The 16,737-nt window shown below is 72.7% G+C and carries 13 protein-coding genes and 1 pseudogene; 5 read left to right on the plus strand and 9 right to left on the minus strand.

Translation table 11 applies throughout. From position 1 onward, the window contains the following. Positions 1-146: 146 nt before the first annotated feature. Positions 147-1,796: an acyl-CoA dehydrogenase family protein gene (locus VIW71_RS09065; protein WP_331621540.1), complete on the minus strand. Its 1,650-nt coding sequence runs from the start codon at positions 1,794-1,796 to the stop codon at positions 147-149. An 18-nt stretch (positions 1,797-1,814) separates the two neighbouring features. Here VIW71_RS09065 and VIW71_RS09070 point away from each other — a divergent pair, with 18 nt between their 5' ends. Then, on the plus strand, positions 1,815-3,113 hold the full coding sequence (locus tag VIW71_RS09070; RefSeq protein ID WP_414720705.1) for a YihY/virulence factor BrkB family protein: 1,299 nt from the start codon (positions 1,815-1,817) through the stop codon (positions 3,111-3,113). Between the two features lie 515 nt (positions 3,114-3,628). Here VIW71_RS09070 and VIW71_RS09075 read toward each other — a convergent pair. From VIW71_RS09075 to VIW71_RS09105, 7 genes and pseudogenes are all read right to left on the minus strand, one after another. After that, the gene (locus tag VIW71_RS09075) at positions 3,629-4,045 is read right to left on the minus strand and encodes a ricin-type beta-trefoil lectin domain protein (protein ID WP_331621552.1); all 417 of its coding nucleotides are present in this window, start codon (positions 4,043-4,045) and stop codon (positions 3,629-3,631) included. 3 nt (positions 4,046-4,048) lie between these two features. Then, positions 4,049-5,311, minus strand: a pseudogene (locus VIW71_RS09080) (alginate lyase family protein); the annotation flags it as partial. Positions 5,312-5,602: 291 nt separating this feature from the next. Beyond that, positions 5,603-6,874, minus strand: a complete 1,272-nt coding sequence (locus tag VIW71_RS09085) for an ABC transporter ATP-binding protein (protein WP_331621542.1) — start codon at positions 6,872-6,874, stop codon at positions 5,603-5,605. Beyond that, complete coding sequence (locus VIW71_RS09090) at positions 6,871-7,776, minus strand: ABC transporter permease (RefSeq protein WP_331621543.1); 906 nt, start codon at positions 7,774-7,776, stop codon at positions 6,871-6,873. The genes VIW71_RS09085 and VIW71_RS09090 overlap by 4 nt, the downstream gene beginning before the upstream one ends. Then, on the minus strand, positions 7,773-8,597 hold the full coding sequence (modA, locus tag VIW71_RS09095; RefSeq protein ID WP_331621544.1) for a molybdate ABC transporter substrate-binding protein: 825 nt from the start codon (positions 8,595-8,597) through the stop codon (positions 7,773-7,775). The genes VIW71_RS09090 and modA overlap by 4 nt, the downstream gene beginning before the upstream one ends. Positions 8,598-8,761: 164 nt before the next feature. Then, a complete protein-coding gene (locus VIW71_RS09100) occupies positions 8,762-9,148 on the minus strand; it encodes a TOBE domain-containing protein (RefSeq protein WP_331621545.1) in 387 nt (128 codons plus the stop codon). Positions 9,149-9,238: 90 nt separating this feature from the next. Then, positions 9,239-10,021 carry a DUF427 domain-containing protein gene (locus tag VIW71_RS09105; protein ID WP_331621546.1) on the minus strand — a complete coding sequence of 261 codons (783 nt, stop codon included), beginning with the start codon at positions 10,019-10,021 and terminating at the stop codon, positions 9,239-9,241. Between the two features lie 241 nt (positions 10,022-10,262). Here VIW71_RS09105 and VIW71_RS09110 point away from each other — a divergent pair, with 241 nt between their 5' ends. Beyond that, positions 10,263-11,309, plus strand: a complete 1,047-nt coding sequence (locus tag VIW71_RS09110; protein ID WP_331621547.1) for a zinc-dependent alcohol dehydrogenase family protein — start codon at positions 10,263-10,265, stop codon at positions 11,307-11,309. Positions 11,310-11,499: 190 nt separating this feature from the next. Continuing rightward, positions 11,500-12,081 carry a YceI family protein gene (locus tag VIW71_RS09115; RefSeq protein WP_331621548.1) on the plus strand — a complete coding sequence of 194 codons (582 nt, stop codon included), beginning with the start codon at positions 11,500-11,502 and terminating at the stop codon, positions 12,079-12,081. Positions 12,082-12,288: 207 nt separating this feature from the next. On the opposite strand, the gene VIW71_RS09120 is transcribed toward VIW71_RS09115, so the two are convergent. Continuing rightward, a complete protein-coding gene (locus tag VIW71_RS09120; protein WP_331621549.1) occupies positions 12,289-14,235 on the minus strand; it encodes an FhaA domain-containing protein in 1,947 nt (648 codons plus the stop codon). A 539-nt stretch (positions 14,236-14,774) separates the two neighbouring features. Between VIW71_RS09120 and VIW71_RS09125 the strand changes: the two genes are divergently transcribed. Both VIW71_RS09125 and rsgA read left to right on the plus strand, forming a co-directional pair. Next, a complete protein-coding gene (locus VIW71_RS09125) occupies positions 14,775-15,044 on the plus strand; it encodes a hypothetical protein (protein WP_331621550.1) in 270 nt (89 codons plus the stop codon). Between the two features lie 490 nt (positions 15,045-15,534). Beyond that, entirely contained in the window at positions 15,535-16,653 is a 1,119-nt protein-coding gene (gene rsgA, locus VIW71_RS09130) for a ribosome small subunit-dependent GTPase A (RefSeq protein ID WP_331621551.1), read from the plus strand. Positions 16,654-16,737 lie beyond the last annotated feature (84 nt).

The raw sequence follows: 16,737 nt of genomic DNA on the forward strand, positions 1-16,737 counted from the left end.
CGCGCGCACCGTCACCGTACGGCCCGGGTCGCCCACCGGGGGGGGACTGGGCCATGACCGTCGCGTACGGCCGCACGGGGGTGGTGCCGGGCCGGCGCCACCCCCCGTGCGGCCGTACGCGGCCCCGCCTGCGGCCTGATCCCCCCTCAGCGCGCCACCGGCCGGGCCCGCTCCACGATCGCCGCCAGGTCCAGCGAGTGCGGCAGCGTACCGAAGGTCGTACCCCAGTCACCGCCCAGCCGGGAGGCACAGAAGGCGTCGGAGACCGCGGCCGGCGCGAACCGCACCAGCAGGGAGCCCTGGAGCACCAGCGCCATCCGCTCCACGATCCGCCGCGCCCGGGCCTCGACGGCGTCCAGATCGGCCAGTTCGGTCAGCAGGTCCTTGATCGCGCCGTCCAGCCGGTGGTCGGCGCCGCGGGCCAGACCGAGTTCGCCGAGGAACGCGTTCAGCGCCTGCGGCTCCCGCTGGAGCACCCGCAGCACATCGAGCGCCTGGACGTTCCCCGAGCCCTCCCACACCGAGTTCAGCGGTGACTCGCGGAAGATCCGCGGCATCCCCGACTCCTCGACGTAGCCGTTGCCGCCCAGACACTCCAGCGCCTCGGCCGCCACCGCGGGACACCGTTTGGTCACCCAGTACTTGGTGACCGCCACCGCGAGCCGCCGGAAGTGCCGTTCCCGCTCGGTGTCCGCGTCGCAGGCCGCGGCCAGCCGCAGCGCGGTGGTGGTGGCCGCCTCCGACTCCAGGGCGAGGTCCGCCAGCACGTTGCGCATCAGCGGTTTGTCGATCAGCGGGCCGCCGAACGCGCTGCGGTACGTGGCGTGGTGCACCGCCTGCGCCACCGCCTGCCGCATCAGCGCCGCCGAACCCAGCGCGCAGTCCAGCCGGGTGGCCGCCACCATCCCGATGATGGTGGCCACCCCGCGGCCCTCCTCGCCGACCCGCCGCGCCCAGGTCCCGGCGAACTCCACCTCGGCGGAGGCGTTGGAGCGGTTGCCCAGCTTGTCCTTGAGCCGCTGGATCGCGAACACGTTCCGCGTACCGTCGGCGAGGACCCTCGGCACCAGGAAGCAGGTCAGGTTGTCCTTTCCGGAGGGTGATGCCTGCGCCAGCACCAGGAAGCCGTCCGACATCGGCGCGGAGCAGAACCACTTGTGCCCGGTCAGTTCGTACGTGCCGTCCTCCGCGAGCGGCTGCGCCCGGGTGGTGTTGGCGCGGACGTCGGAGCCGCCCTGCTTCTCCGTCATGCCCATCCCGAACAGCGCGCCCGGCTTCGCGCCCGGCGTGACGAGCTGCGGATCGTAGGCCCGCGAACCCAGCCGCGGCTCCCACTCGGCCGCCAACTCCGGGTCGGTGCGCAGCGCGGGAACCGCCGCGTGCGTCATCGAGACCGGACAGCCGTGCCCGGCCTCGACCTGCGACCACACCAGGAAGCCCGCCGCCCGCCGCAGGTGCCCGTCGGGGCGGGACCAGGCGTCGGTCAGGCCCGCGGACACCGCGTGCCCGAGCAGCCGGTGCCAGGACGGATGGAACTCCACCTCGTCGACGCGGTTGCCGTAGCGGTCGTGGGTCCGCAGCACGGGAGAGTACGTGTTCGCCTCCTCCGCCCACTTCTGCGCCTGCGCGGAGCCGGCGGACCGGCCCAGCTCCGTCAACTCCTGCGTGATCTCCGCCAGCCGACCCGGGTCCGCGTGTCGCGCTACGGCCTCGGTGAGAGCCGGGTCGGTGCTGTACACGTCGTGACCGACCAGGGGCGGAACCTGGTTCGTCACCGTGTGAGTGGGAGGTGTCATGCCAGCTAACGTAAGGGGGTGCAAGCAGCGGAAGAAAGAAGCCACCGGCGTCCGGGGCGCTGGCGAAGGGCCCGGGCCCTGTATCGCAATGTGTCGCTGCGCAAGGTCGGCTGGCTTCTGCTGAAGGACACCGTCGACTCCTGCCTGGAGTACCGGGTCACCGGACTGGCCGCCGAGGCGGCCTTCTTCGTGCTGCTCTCGCTGCCGCCGCTGCTGCTCGGCGTGGTCGGCGCGCTCGGCTATGTGGACACCGTCATCGGCCTCGACACCATCGACCACATCCGCACCAACATCCTCAGCGCGTCGGCCACCGTCCTGTCCGACAAGGGCGTCAAGCAGCTCGTCAGACCCCTCGTCGACGACGTCTTCCACGGCCGCCACCCGAACCTGATATCGATCGGCTTCCTGATCGCCCTGTGGTCCGGGTCCCGCGCGGTCAACGTCTTCGTCGACACGATCACCATCATGTACGGCCTGGAGGGCCGCCGCGGCATCGTCAGGACCCGGCTGATGTCGCTGCTGCTGTACGTGGTCGCGCTCGTCATCGGCGCGGCCGTGCTGCCGCTGATCGTGGTCGGCCCGGGCGCGGTGGCCCGCGTGATGCCCGGCGGAGCCGGCACCATCCACGCCCTGTACTGGCCGTTCGTGCTGCTGGCGTCGGTGGCCTTCCTCACCACGCTGTACCACGTGTCCGTGCCGGTGCGCGCGCCCTGGATCGAGGACGTGCCGGGCGCGCTCGTCGCGCTGCTGATGTGGGTGATCGGCAGTTTCGTGCTGCGGTTCTACCTCACGCACACGGTGGAGGGGCCGACCATCTACGGATCGCTGGCCGCGCCGGTTGCCGTACTGCTGTGGATAGGGGTGTCCGCCTTCGCGGTCCTGGTCGGGGCGGCGGTCAACGCGGCCGTGGACCGGGTGTGGCCGTCGCTGGCCACGGCGGCGGCCCGCGAGGAGAACGCCCGGCTGAAGGAGGCCGCCGCCGCGCAGGTGATCGCCCGCGCCGCCGCGCGCCGCGCCCGGCAGGCCGACGACGAGACCGGTACGGACGACCCGCCCGCCGAATACCCCGAACGCTGGGCCGACTTCCTGCCGCACCGCGATGTCCGCGCCCGGCTCCGCCCGCGCCGCCCGGGCGCGTCGGTACCGCGGCAGAACTCTCCGGTGAGGGACGTTCCACCGGCTCGGGAGGCTCCGCCGATGCTGGAGCGGCGGCCCGAATACCAGCCCCGACCGCCCCTGGTCCCGCCGCCCCCGGTCCCGCCCCCGCCCGCCCACCCCCCGGCCGCACGGCCCTGGCGCGGCGACGACCTGGACTGACCGGCTCCGCTGGCCCGGCCGCCGGTGTGCGCGGCACCATGGAGATGTGGACGGCGAGACGGGAACACTCCCGGCCGCAGGCCGGGGGAGCGGCGCCCGGGTGCCGGAGGAGGATCCCGGACGACGCGGGTGGCGACGGGTACCGGGACCGGGCGGCCCCGGGCGCCGGGCGTCACCGCTGGACCCGCGCGGACCGCACCGGCGGCGCGTACCGGGTGCCGCCGTACGGGTGCATGGATCTCATCCGGTGCGAGGGCGCGCGGCTGATCGCGGGCCCGACAGGGTGGCCCATGTCGCCTTCGGCCGGCCCGGCGGCTCGTACGCCGGACTGCGGTTCACGCCGGGCGTCGGGCCCGCGCTGCTCGGAGCGCCCGCCCGCGAACCGCGGAACCCGGGGGTTCCGCCGCGGTGCGGCCGGGCGGCGCGGCACGGCGGTCGGCCACGCCCGCGGAAAGCGCCGCCGCGAAGGCGCACCCCGGCTTCACGGCGGCGCGGTCCCGAACGCGCACCGGACCTCAGCCCGGCAGCGTCCAGCTCTGGTTCGCCGCACCCGTGCAGGACCAGATCTGCAGCCGGGTGCCGTTGGCCGAGCTGTTGCCCGTGGCGTCCAGGCACTTGCCGGACTGCGGGTTCACCAGCGAACCGGCGGCGCCCGGCTGCCAGACCTGCGCGCCCGTCCCGTTGCAGTCGTAGAGCTGGACGGTCGAGCCGTTCGCGGTGCCCGCCGAGGTCACGTCCATGCACTTGCCGAGCGCCCGGAGGGTGTTGTCGGAGCCGACCGTCCAGGTCTGCGCGGCGGTGCCGTTGCAGGTGTAGAGCTGCACCGCCGTGCCGTTGGCGCTGTTCGCGCCCGCGACGTCCACGCACGCGCCGCCGAGTCCGGTGATCGGCCCGGTCCGAGTGGTGGGCGGCGGGGTGGAACCGGGTACCACGTCCGGGTTGTCGGCGTTGGTCAGTGTCTCCCAGGCCGTGAAGAGGTTGTTGGTGCCGGCCGGGCGGCGCGACTCGGTGAGTGTGCGGGTGTTGGTCATCGTGTACCCGTACCGGTTGTGCATGGCGTTGTAGCCCACCTCGGTGATCGGGCCGAGGCCCGGGTGGAGCGAGCCGTTGCACAGCCAGGACGGCACGGCGGCGCCCAGCTCGTACGTGGACTGGAAACCGAGCCCGTACCGCAGCCGCTCGCCGACCTGCGGGTAGAGGTCCTGGCCCTGGATCAGCGCGGTCTCGGCGACGTGCGAGATCGCCGAGATCCCGTACCCGGTGTGCGTGAAGTCCCGGCAGGTCTCCTGGGTGAGCCCGTTGACGAAGGTGTCCTGGCCCTGCCAGTAGGCGATGATCTCCGCGGCGGTGTCCCGGCCGTCACCGGGCACGGTCTTGGGCAGCGAGCCGTCCGAGGCGAGATAGATGTAGGCCGGGACCCGGTTGAGGTAGCGGGTGACGGCCTTGTTGTAACTGGTCGGGTCGTTCAGGAAGACCGAGATGCCGACCGCGGCCTCCGTCATCGACAGTTCCCAGTTGCCGTTGCTGTTGGAGCCGTTGATGACCTCGGGCAGGTAGACGTTGCGCAGCATGGAGCCGAAGCGCGTGACGTCCGAGGAGGACCAGCCGGTGTAGGTGTAGCGGATGATCTCGGCGGCGCGCGGCCACACCGACCCCGCCCACCCGGTCTGCAGCGGCGCGTTGCTGTTCGTGTGGTCGGTGATCGTGGCCGACCAGGCGTTCATCAGAGCGACGGACTTCTGCGCGTACCGGCTGTCACGCGTGATGTACCAGGCCAGCGCGTCGGTGTAAGCGGCGAGCGCGTCCTCGCGCTCGTCGGTGCACCCGTAGTCGGGATTGGAGTACGAGCCGCACTCCACGACGGAACGCGGCGCCGGGGTGCGCGACAGCGAGGCGTACGGGCTGCCCGTCATCTGGTCGAACGCGGACTTCCACGGCTCGGCGCCCGCCTGCACCTTGCCGCGTACGAAGTCGAGTTGGGACCTGCTGACCAGCACTCCGGGGTGGGTGAAGGTGGTGGGCGCGGCGGCGACCGCGGGGGCGGCGGCAGGGGTGACGGCAGCGGTCGCGGCGCCGGTACCGGGGAGGACGGCCAAAGCGGTGCCGATGGCCGCGGCGACGGCGACGAGCACGGACGCCCGCCGCCGGCGTGCGCCGCCGGGCGGTGCGGGGGGTTCGGTGCGGAGAAAGCTGCGCATGTGGGGGCTCCTGGGACGTGGGGCGGAGGGGGACGCACGAGAGCAGCACACAGGAACGCAATGAGACAGGAAAGTTTCCTGTCCGTAGTCAGGGAGGATCGCGGGCCGGGCGCCGGGTAGTCAAGCAGGTGAACGGGAATCAATGCGCCGGGCGATCAAGGAGGTTGGGCCGGCCAGCGGACATGTCCGCAGGTCATCGACGTGACCTGCGGTCTGGGCCGTTCCGCGCACGGTGCCGGCGTTCGTTCCGGGGTGTCAGGGATCACTGGGACAGGAGTGACGCCGGACAGCTCACGCGGGATAGGCGTGCGTCTGGGCGGCCTTCAGTGACGCCCACACCTCGGCGCCGGGGTGCAGGGCGAGTTCGGCGACCGCCACGGTGGTCAGGTCGGCGGCCAGCGGCAGTCCGTCGGCGGCGCCGGCCAGGGCGATCCTGATCTGGTCGCCGTGCGGCTCCATGCCGGTGACACGGGCCCGCCAGGCGTTGCGGGCACTGGAGTCGGGCCGGTCGCGGTGCAGCGTCACCGCGCTCGGCGGGAAGGCGACGAAGACCGGGCCGTCCAGCTTCTCCGTGGTGGTGAGGGCCAGTTCGGGGCCCAGCCGCACGACGTGGCCGGCCGCCTCGCCCTGGTACAGGTTGAGCCCGACCAGCCGGGCGATGTAGTCGGTACGGGGCGTGCGGGCGATCTCCGCCGGGGTGCCCTGCTGGACGACCCGGCCGCGCTCGACGACGACCAGCCGGTCGGCGAGCACCATGGCGTCCAGCGGATCATGGGTGACCAGCACGGCGACCGCCTCGAACGCGGCGAGCCGGCGCCGGAGCTCGGCCCGTACGTCCAGGCGGGCGCGGGCGTCCAGCGCGGCCAGCGGCTCGTCGAGCAGCAGCAGCCGAGGCTCGGTGGCCAGCGCCCTGGCCAGCGCCACGCGTTGCGCCTGGCCGCCGGAGAGCCGCCGCGGCTTCACCCCGGCGTGCTCGGCCAATCCCATCCGCGCCAGCGACTCCGCGGCCAGCGCCCGCGCCTGCCCCTTCGGCACCCCGCGGCAGCGCGGCCCGAACGCCACGTTGTCCAGCGCGCTGAGGTGCGGGAAGAGCAGGTAGTCCTGGAAGACCACCCCCACCGGCCGCGCCTCCGGCGGCGTGCGAACGCGCCCCGCCGGGTCCTCCAGGGTCACCCCGTCCAGCCGCAGGTACCCCTCGTCCAGCGGCACCAGCCCGGCCAGCGCCCGCAGCGCGGTGGTCTTCCCGGCCCCGTTCGGGCCCAGCACCGCCAGCACCTCCCCGGGCGCCACGGAAATCCCCACATCCAGGCTGAACGCCCCCCGCTCGACGACGACGCGGGCGTCCAGCCCGCGTCCGGCCGCGCCGCCCCGCGCTCCCGGGGCGGCGGGTTGTCCGGGTGTGCCGGTCGCGTCGGTGGGCGTGGTTGCGGTTTCGCCGGTGCGCCCGGTGCCGGTGCGCCCGGTGGCGGGTGCGGGGCTGCCGGCCTGCGGGGCTGCGCCGCTCGCCCCGGCCACGCCGGGATTCCGGGGTGCGCCGGGCGCCGCCCGTTTGCGGAATCTCATGCCGTCCCCGTCCAGCGGTCGCGCAGTGCGGCGAGGACCGCGACGGAGACCGCGAGGAGGACCACGCTGAGGGCGATCGCGGCGGCCGGGTCGTCCTGCAGGGCGAGGTAGACGGCGAGCGGCATGGTCTGGGTACGGCCGGGGAAGCTGCCCGCGAAGGTGATGGTCGCCCCGAACTCGCCGAGGGCGCGCGCCCAGGCAAGGACGGCGCCGGCGGCGATGCCGGGGGCGATCATCGGGAGGGTGACCCGGCGGAACGCGGTGAAGCGGGAGGCGCCCAGCGTCGCGGCGGCCTCCTCGTAGCGCGCATCGGAGGCCCGTAGCGTGCCCTCCACGCTGATCACCAGGAAGGGCATCGCCACGAACGCCTCCGCGACGACCACTCCCGCGGTGGTGAACGGCAGGGTGACGCCGAATGCCGAGTCCAGCCAGCGGCCCACGACCCCGTTGCGGCCGAGAGCCAGCAGCAGCGCCACGCCGCCCACCACGGGCGGCAGCACCAGGGGCAGCGTCACCAGGGCCCGTACGATCCGGCGGCCGGGGAAGGCGGTACGCGCCAGCAGCCACGCCAGCGGGACCCCGAGCACCAGCACGACCGCCGTCGCCAGGGTCGCCGTCTGCAACGACAGCCGCAGCGCCTGCCACACCGCCGCGCTGGTCAACTGGCCGGGCAGGCCGCGCCACGGCGCCCGTACCAGCAGGGCGACCAGCGGCAGCAGCAGAAAGGCGAGGCCGACCAGGGCCGGCAGCAGCAGCGGGAGCGGCGCCGTACGGACGCCCGCGGGGCGAGCGCGGACACTCCGCCGCCCCGGTCGGCCCTGCCATCCCTGCCGCGCCTGCTGGCCCGGCCGCCCCGGCGGAGACCCGGCCGCGCGGCTTGCGGTCCGGTCGGTGGGGTTCACGGCGTCAGGAAACCCGCTTCGGTGAGCACCCGGCGGCCCTCGGCGGACTCCACCAGCGCGATGAAAGCCCGTGCCGCCGCCGCGTTCGGCGCGTCCTTGAGGGTCACGATCGGATAGGAGTTGACCGCGCCGGCCGACTCCGGAAAGTCCACGCCGTCGACCTTGCCGCCCGCCGCCTCGACGTCCGTCCGGTAGACCACCGCCGCGTCCACCTCCTTGAGCACCAGCTTCGTCAGCGCCGACTTCACGTCCTGCTCGTACGAGACCGGTGTCAACTCCACCCCGCCCGCCGTCAGCGCCTTCTGCGCCGCGCTGCCGCACGGCACGGTCTTCGCGCACAGCGCGACCTTCAGCCCGTACTTCGTGAGGTCCTTGAGCGAGGCGATGTGGTCCGGGTTGCCGGGCGGCGTCGCTATCTCCAGTCGGTTGCGGACGAAGGTGGTGGCCGGGCCGGCGGCGTCGCCCGCGTCCGTCACCGTCTTCATCGTCTTCGGGCTCGCCGCGGCGAAGACGTCGGCGGGGGCGCCGCCGGTGATGCTCGCCGCCAGCGAGTCGCTGCCGCCGAAGCTGAACACCACCTTCGTCCCCGGGTGCGCGGCCTCGAACTGCCTGCCCAGCGTCGTGAAGCTCTCCTTCAGCGACGCCGCCGCGAAGACGGTGACCGTGCCGGAGACCGTGGGGGACGCGGCGGACGAGGACGGGCCCGCGTCCGAGGAGCCGGAGGAGGACTCCGAGGACGAGCAGGCGGTGAGCGCCAGCAGCGCCGCGGCGCCGCCCGCCGCCAGGGTCAGGGCACGGTGCCGAACGGAAGCGGTGGTCACAGGGTGTCTCCTTGGCTGCCGCGCGAGGCGGGTGCCGTGCGCGGGCGCGGGTCGCACGGAAGGGCGGCTGCTGTCGTACGCGGCGGGCCCGTCGTGCGTGATCCCCGCGCCGTACGCGGCACGCCCGTCGTACGCGAGGCGCACTCCCTCCGCGTCCGGCCGCCTCACGGTGTCTCCACCACGACGTTGGTGGACTTGATCACGGCCACCGCCGGAACCCCGGGTTCCAGCCGCAGCTCCTCCGCCGACTCGCGGCTGATCATCGACACCACGCGGAACGGCCCCGCCTGGATCTCGACCTGAGCCGAGACGTCGCCGAGGATCACCTCGGTGACGATCCCGGCGAAGCGGTTGCGCGCGGAGGAACCCGAGAGGGCCTGCTCCTCGCGCTTCAGCTCCCGCGCGAAGGCGGCGAGCGCCGGGCCGGGCACGATCCGCCGGCCCTGCTCGTCCCGCCCCGCCTCCAGCCGGCCGCTGTCGACCCACCGCCGCAGAGTGTCCGCGCTGACCCCCATCAGGGCCGCGGCCTCGCCGATCCGGTACATGTGCATGCGCCAAGCATAGCGCCGCATCTGCGAGGTCTGAGCGGAGGCTCACATCGCAGAGACCAGAAAAACCGCCGAAGGGCCTTGCTTGTGCGGCTACCGAGCGGGCCGGGGCAGCGGTTCGCCGTCCAGGTACAGGTCGACCCGCTCGTTGTAGAAGGCGACCAGGCCCGCGATGGGCAGCAGATGGCGGGTCGGGAAGTCGTAGGACCAGGCCACGTCCTGGTGCGTGCCGGAGCCGGTGCGCACCGACCAGTAGCCGCTGGTGGTGCCCTTGTACGGGCAGGCGGTGACGGTGTCGCTGGGCAGCAGGCGGGTGAGGTCGAGATGGACGCGGTCGAGGTAGTAGCGGGTCGGCAGACCCGTCTCGAAGACCATCATGCAGGAGGGCGCGTCGGCGAGCCGCACGCCGTCGATCTCCACCCGGACGTGGCTGCCGGAGCGCAGCGCGTCCACCCGGGTGTACGGGCTGCGGGGGTGGACGAAGACCCGCTCGTCCTCCTCGTACCACGCGTCGAACGCGCTCCATTCGAAGCGCACCGTGCCCGCGAGCCCGTCGGCCGCGTCGTCCGCCCAGACCCACGCGGCGCCGGGCCGCACCACGTCGCCGACCCGCAGCGCGTGCCGCCGTACGGTGCCCGGCGCCCGCCGCTCCTCGTGCCCCTCGTCCTCCAGCGTCCCACCGGTCACGTCACTGACCGGGACGCTGTACTGCGGATAGCCCGGCCACTCCCACACGTAGCGCGCCCGCCGGGTGTCCAGCACCGGGCGGCCGCCGAGGTAGGCGCGGATGCGCCGCGGAACCGGTTCGACGTGACCGGCCGGTGTGATCATCGCCGGGTAGGTGCGGTCGGGGTGCGCTTGCGTGGAATCCGCCATGACGCCCTCCTCGGGTCGGGCTCTTCGGGTTCGCCGCACATCGTGCATACCACGCGCGGCCGGAGAGCGCAGACCGCCGGATCAGCGGAGGCTCCCGGCCGACGGATCGGCCGGGGAGCGCCCTTGTGGGGCCGGTGACCGCTGGAAGCCTGCCGGGGGGCGGGTTCGGCGGGGGAGGCGCCCGATCGGGGCGCACTCCGGTGCGATTGCCGGGGCTCGGGGGGCGTCGCATGCTGGAGGCATGGCGGCTGGTGGCGGTGCGGCGAGCAGACGGCTGGAGGGTTGGGCGGTGGCGGAGCCGGGGCCGATCGGGTCGGGACCGCTGGCGGCGGTGCGGCGTGAGATCTCCGGTCCCGGGCCCGGTGAGCTGCTGGTACGAGTGGAGGCGTGCGGCGTGTGCCGCACCGATCTGCATCTGGCTGAAGGGGACCTCCCTCCGCACCGACCCGCCACCATTCCCGGGCACGAGATCGTCGGCCGTGTGATCGCAGCCGGGGACGCGGTGACCCGCTTCGGGCCCGGCGACCGGGTGGGCGGCGCCTGGCTGCGCGGTACCTGCGGGGTGTGCCGTCACTGCCGGCTCGGCCGGGAGAACCTGTGCCCGTCCTCCGTCTACACAGGTTGGGACGCCGACGGCGGATTCGCCGACACCACCCTCCTGCCGGCGGACTACGCCTACCCCCTCCCGGACGGCCCGGACCCCGCGTACCTCGCCCCGCTGCTCTGCGCCGGCATCATCGGCTTCCGCGCCCTGCGCCGCAGCGCCCTGCCACCCGGCGGCAGGCTCGGCGTCTACGGTTTCGGCGCCTCCGCCCACCTGGCCGCGCAGGTGGCCCTGGCCGAAGGCGCGACCGTCCACGTACTGACCCGGTCCGCCCCGGCCCGCGAACTCGCCCTCGCTCTCGGCGCGACCTCCGCGCGCGACGCCGACGACGGGCCGCCCGAGCCCCTTGACGCCGCGATCCTCTTCGCCCCCACCGGCGACCTGGTCCCGGTGGCGCTCGCCGCCCTCGACCGCGGCGGCACCCTCGCCGTCGCCGGTATCCACCTCACCGACATCCCCGCCCTCGGCTACCGGCGCCACCTCTTCCTGGAACGCGACCTCCGCAGCGTCACCTCCAACACCCGCCAGGACGGGCAGGAGTTCCTGGTCCTCGCCGCCCGCATCGGCATCCGCGTCACCGTCACGCCCTACCCCCTGGACCAGGCCCCCCGAGCCCTCGCCGACCTCGCCGCCGGCCGCGTCAACGGCGCCGCGGTCCTGATCCCGCCGCCGCTCCCGGCATGACCCGGGTCCTGTGCGCGCGGCGGGGCCGTGGCACCCGGCGCCGCCGGTGGTACGCGGACCGCCGCGTGGCCACCGGCTACGGCGTACGCGGTCTCGCTCGTGATAGGCGCGGGCGCGGACCCCGGAGGCCAAGTGGAGGAGGCCGTCCTAGGCTGGAACCGAGGGGGAGATCCGTGCCAGGGGAGCTGCCATGGTCACGACGAAGTGGTTCTTCGAGCCCAGCCACACCGGGGCGGAATTCCGTGCCAGACACATGATGGTCGCCCACGTACGCGGCCAGCTCAAGAACGTGCACGGCTCGCTGGAGGTGGATCCCGAGGAGCCGGAGAAGGCCCGGGTCGAGGCGACGATCGACGCGACGCAGGTGTACACCGGCCAGCCCGAGCGCGACGCCCACCTGCGCAGTGCCGATTTCTTCGACGTGGAGCACCACCCGACGTGGACGTTTGTCGGTTCGCGCGTTCGTCAGGCGAGCGGGACCGAGTTCGAGGTGACCGGGAATCTCACGGTGCGTGGCGTAACGCGTTCCGCGACCTTCGACGTCACCTACCTGGGGCAGTGGGACACCCCCTGGTGGGAGGGCGGCCGGGACCTGGGTCCCAAGCGGCGGGCAGGTTTCACCGCCAGGACGCGCATCGACCGCTACGCCTTCGGCGTGAGTTGGAACGACGTGGTCGACCGGGGCGGGGTGGTCGTCAGCTCCATGGTGGACGTCGTGGTCGACGTCGAGGCCGTCCTGGAGGCCGGCGAATCGGCTCCCGCACTGGCCTGAGCGGGCCGCGGGGGCCGAGGCGCCGGATGCCGGCGGGACGCGTCCTGAGGTGCCCGGCCGCGACCCCGGCGGGTGGCCGGGGCGTTCTCGGACGACCTGGCCGCCACGTGCTGGGAGGCGTCGCGGCGGGATACCGGCCAGGATTCGGGCCCACCGGGCGACCCGGACCCCGGCGGCGGTACGGCCGAACGATCACGCTCCGCCGGATCACCCCCACGCAGGTGCCGAGAACAGGCTGGCCGCGTTGTACCCCGAGTGGGGGGCGGCCGGCCAGCCGCCGGCCCCGGGCTGGGTACGGGGGAAGTCCGCGGCCACCAGCGTGGCCAGGTTGAAGTAGGCGTCGCGGGTCCGTGGTTTCATCTGCGCCAGGTCGACCTCCGCGCCGGCGGCGAGGTGCTCGTCGAAGGGCACCACCACCACGGCCCGGCAGCGGGCGCGGAAGTGGGCCAGGACGTCGTTCACCTTGATCATCTTGCTGGCCTTGCGCGCCTCGGACACCACGGTGATGCTGCGCTGGACGAGGTCCGCGTAGTGGTGCGCGTCGAGCCAGTCCAGGGTGGTGCTGGCGCTGCTCGCGCCGTCCACGCTGGGCGTGGCGACGATGATGAGCTGGTCGGCGAGGTCCAGGACGCCGCGCATGGCGCTGTGCAGCAGGCCGGTGCCGGAGTCGGTCAGGATGATCGGGTAGTGCTGCCCGAGGCAGCCGACGACCTGGCGGTAGTCCTCGTCGTTGAAGGCCGTGGAGAGTGCGGGGTCCGCGTCGTTGGCCAGGATCTCCAGACCGCTCGGCGACTGCGAGGTGAACCGGCGTACGGCCATGTAGTTGTTGAGGTTCGGGATCTCGGCCACCAGGTCGCGGATGGTCGCGCCGGTCTCGCGGCGCACGCGGCGGCTGAGGGTGCCGGCGTCCGGGTTGGCGTCGATCGCGACGACCCGGTCCTGGCGCTCGGAGGCGAGCGTCGCGCCCAGGGCGGTCGTGGTCGTCGTCTTGCCGACTCCGCCTTTGAGGCTGATGACAGCGATCTTGTAGCAGTGCATCACCGGGGTGCGCAGCACGGCCAGCTTCTGCTGGCGTGCCCGCTCGGCCGACCTGCCGCCGATGCGCCACCGGCTGAGGCCCTGGCGGTCATTGGGTTGCTTGCGCAACAGGCGGTCGGAGGAAAGCTCGACGGACGAGCCCTGGCCCATCGGACCGCCCCGCCGGGACCGGTCCGGTGCCAGCCACGGCGCCGGCGCCGGCGCGTAGGGCATCTGTGGGCGAGCGTGCATCGGCGCCCCCGGGGCGACGTGCTGCGGCTGCGCCCCCCCGGGGTAGGGACCCGGCACAGGCGCTCCGCCGACCGCGTTACCCGTGGGCAGGTGTGTCATGTTCTGCGGCTGGGGATTGCCCGGCACCGCATCGTTGGCCGGTGACGCGCCCGTCGGGAACTCCCTCGACGCGGCGGCCTGGGGCCCGCTTGCGGCGTACTGGTCCGGTGGCATGCCGCCGGGCGCCTCAGAGCCCTCCCTGCCCCCGTCGGGTGCGGCGTCGCCGACGCGGATGTCGCGATCATTCGTCATGATGTGTGCTCCTTTCCTTGAGCCTGCAGGACCATCAGGCAATGCGTCCGCGTGGCGACGGCGGTACTCGGTGAATTGATTGACAGTCAGCACCTGCTTTTCCCCGCGCAGGGCCTGTACCGGTGGCTGCCAGACCCCGGCCGCCTCATTGCCGCGCCACACCGGTGCCGGGTCCGGGCCGCGGTGGTGCTGGGCGGCCTTTAAGGCTTGCTGGACGTCGGGCGGTACCTCGAACCGGCTGCGCACCCGGTACAGTCCGGCATCCAGGTCCTCCGCGCGCTGCAATTGAACCTTCAGTGGGCCTATGAACGAGTAGCGCTGCACCTCGGCGTACTCACGCAGCTTCTCGACCAATTCCTCGCCGAGCATGACCAGGCATGAGTTGTGCAATTCGTGGTCGTCCGGACTAAGCTCGACGATGAATCCGTTGGGCGCGATGGTGCGGTCCCGGTTCCAGATCCTGGCGTTGACGTCACATTCGCGCTGGAGCGCGCCGACGAACTCCAGGGGCTGCACCGCGGATTTGAACACCTTGGCGAAGGTGCCATTAACCAAAGCCTCGAAGCGCTGCTCAAGCTTGATCAGCGTTCCCACTGGTAGCCTCCGGTCCGATCGCCTGCCACGCAGCCGATTGAGTGAACTTACGTGTTACGGTATTACGTATCTAGCCACTCTCCGTGTCTGATTGTGGTGTGTCTCCATGAATTCACCCGATCGACCGCATGGCCGCCCGCTTCAGGCCGGCGCCGCCGTTCCCCGGCCATTACCGTGCCCTGATGACCCTCGAATGACTGCCGAACACACGCGCGGGTGCCGCTCTCTCGCGGGTATGTGACCTGCCGAAACTCCGGCAATAATCCCCCGAGTGACACCGGTGACACCCCTGCGGGCTTTACTCCGGCTTCCTTGTCTCCTCCTTCCCTCACAAGGCTTTTCCCGGTGTCACCGGTGGTCCCGGTCAGTTCGGAAGCGGCAGTTCAAAGAGCGTTCTGCCCCGGACAACGTGTATGGTCGCCGCGCGCCTTCCGCTTCGCCCCACCGCCACCAGGGGTGAACCGGGTCCGGCCTGGGCATGTACCGACCACGCCCTACCGGGTCGCTGCCCGGGGGGCCGGAGGGCCGGAGGGGGCGCCATGTGGTGGATCGTCGTGCTGGCCGCCGCGTACCTGCTGACCGGTACCTTCGCCGTCCGGTTCCGCCGTGCACACCGGCGCCTTCTGGACGCACCGGTCACACCTCGTCCGCCGGAGGAGGAGCTGACCCTCTACGCAGTCGCCTTCCTCAGCCTCTACCGGCGTCGGGTCGCCGACACGGCGCTGGCGGCAATGCTGCTGGCGGGCCGGCTGGCGGCACGGGACAAGGCGAACTCGCGCAGACGGGCGGTGGGTCAGGGGCGACGTTGATCTCTTCGTCGTGGGCCTTGACGGAATCGATGCCTGCCCTGGGCGGGGCGCTCCGGGCCGTGCGAGGCGGGATTCGGTGCGTGCCGCGTCTCGGGTCGGTGCGCTGTGCACCCGGTACGGCACCGAGGTGAGCACCGGCAGCCGGTGGTCGGGTATGCGCCGGCGCGGGTGCGGGTCGCCCGGGGGGACGGGCCTTGCGCCTGACCGGGGCGCCGTAACCGTGCCGCGGCGGGTCGTCGTAAATCCGGTGGCGGGGTCGGGTGGGAGGCGTTACGGTGCGGGTGTTCGTTCGCGGAGCCCTGCCGGGGGTCCGCGAGGTCGGCCGTTGATGTGATCAGGGAGGTGTGACCCGATGGCTGTCTTTGTGATGGGTGCTGCCCAGAACCGGAAGCTCGTTCAGTTCACCTCTGTGGTCTCCGGCTGACCTTTCTCTTTTGTGCCGTGCCTGCGGGCGCGTTGCCGGAGGCTGCCCGTTTGAAGGGTTCCTCCCTTGTCTTTCTCTTTTCTTTCGGCTTCGTCGCACGCTCTCGTCCCGTACGGGTGGGACGACGTGTGGGAGGCGGAGTTCCGGCCGTACGCGGAGTCCGGGCTGGTGCCCGGGCGGGTGGTGCGAGTGGACCGGAACATGTGCGATGTGTTCACCGCCGAGGGGGTTGTGCGGGCGGACACGGCGTTGGTGATGCCGTCGGACCCGATGCGGATCGTGTGTACGGGGGACTGGGCCGCCGTCGATCCGGAAGGCGGTGACCCGCGGCTGGTGCGGGCGCTCCTGCCGCGGCGGACGCAGTTCGTGCGGTCCACGTCGTCGAAGCGGTCCGAGGGCCAGGTGCTGGCGACGAACCTGGATCACGCGGTGATCTGTGTGTCGCTCGCGGCGGAGTTGGACCTCGGGCGGCTGGAGCGGTTCCTGTCGCTGGCGTGGGAGAGTGGCGCCCAGCCGCTGGTCGTACTGACCAAGGCGGACCTCGTGCCCGACACCACGTACCTGCTGGCCGACGCGGAGGCCGCGGCGCCCGGGGTGCAGGTCGTGGTGGTGAGTGCGGCCACCGGGGAGGGGCTGGACGTGGTGGCCGCGGTGCTCGGCGGGGGAAGCGCGGTGCTGCTCGGGCAGTCGGGCGCGGGCAAGTCCACGCTCACCAACGCACTGTTGGGCAGCGATGTGCAGGAAGTGCAGGCCACCCGGGACGCCGACGGCAAGGGGCGGCACACCACGACGACCCGGGACCTGGTGCCGCTGCCGGGAGGCGGTGTGCTGATCGACACACCCGGGCTGCGCGGGGTCGGGCTGTGGGACGCGCAGTCCGGGCTCACCCAGGTGTTCGCCGAGATCGAACAACTGGCGCAGGACTGCCGCTTCCAGGACTGCTCCCACCAGTCGGAGCCGGAGTGCGCCGTGCTGGCCGCGCTCGAAGACGGCACCCTGACCCACCGCCGCCTGGAGAGCTACCGCAAGCTGCTGCGCGAGAACGTGTGGATCGCCTCACGCACCGATCAGCGGCTCCGCGCGGAACTCCGGCGCGAGTGGAAGCAACGAGCGGCGGCCGGCCGCGAGATGTACGAGCGCAAGCGCGGCGGAGGCGGCGGGCACCGCCACGGACGGGTGCACTGACCGGCTGACCGTGTGCCGGCGGCGGTCGGTGCCGCGGCCCGGCTGACGGACAAGATCCTGTCCGGCGGCCGGTCCGTCGGAACC

The sequence above is a fragment of the Streptomyces sp. genome, from assembly GCF_036524955.1.
Lineage (GTDB): Bacteria > Actinomycetota > Actinomycetes > Streptomycetales > Streptomycetaceae > Actinacidiphila.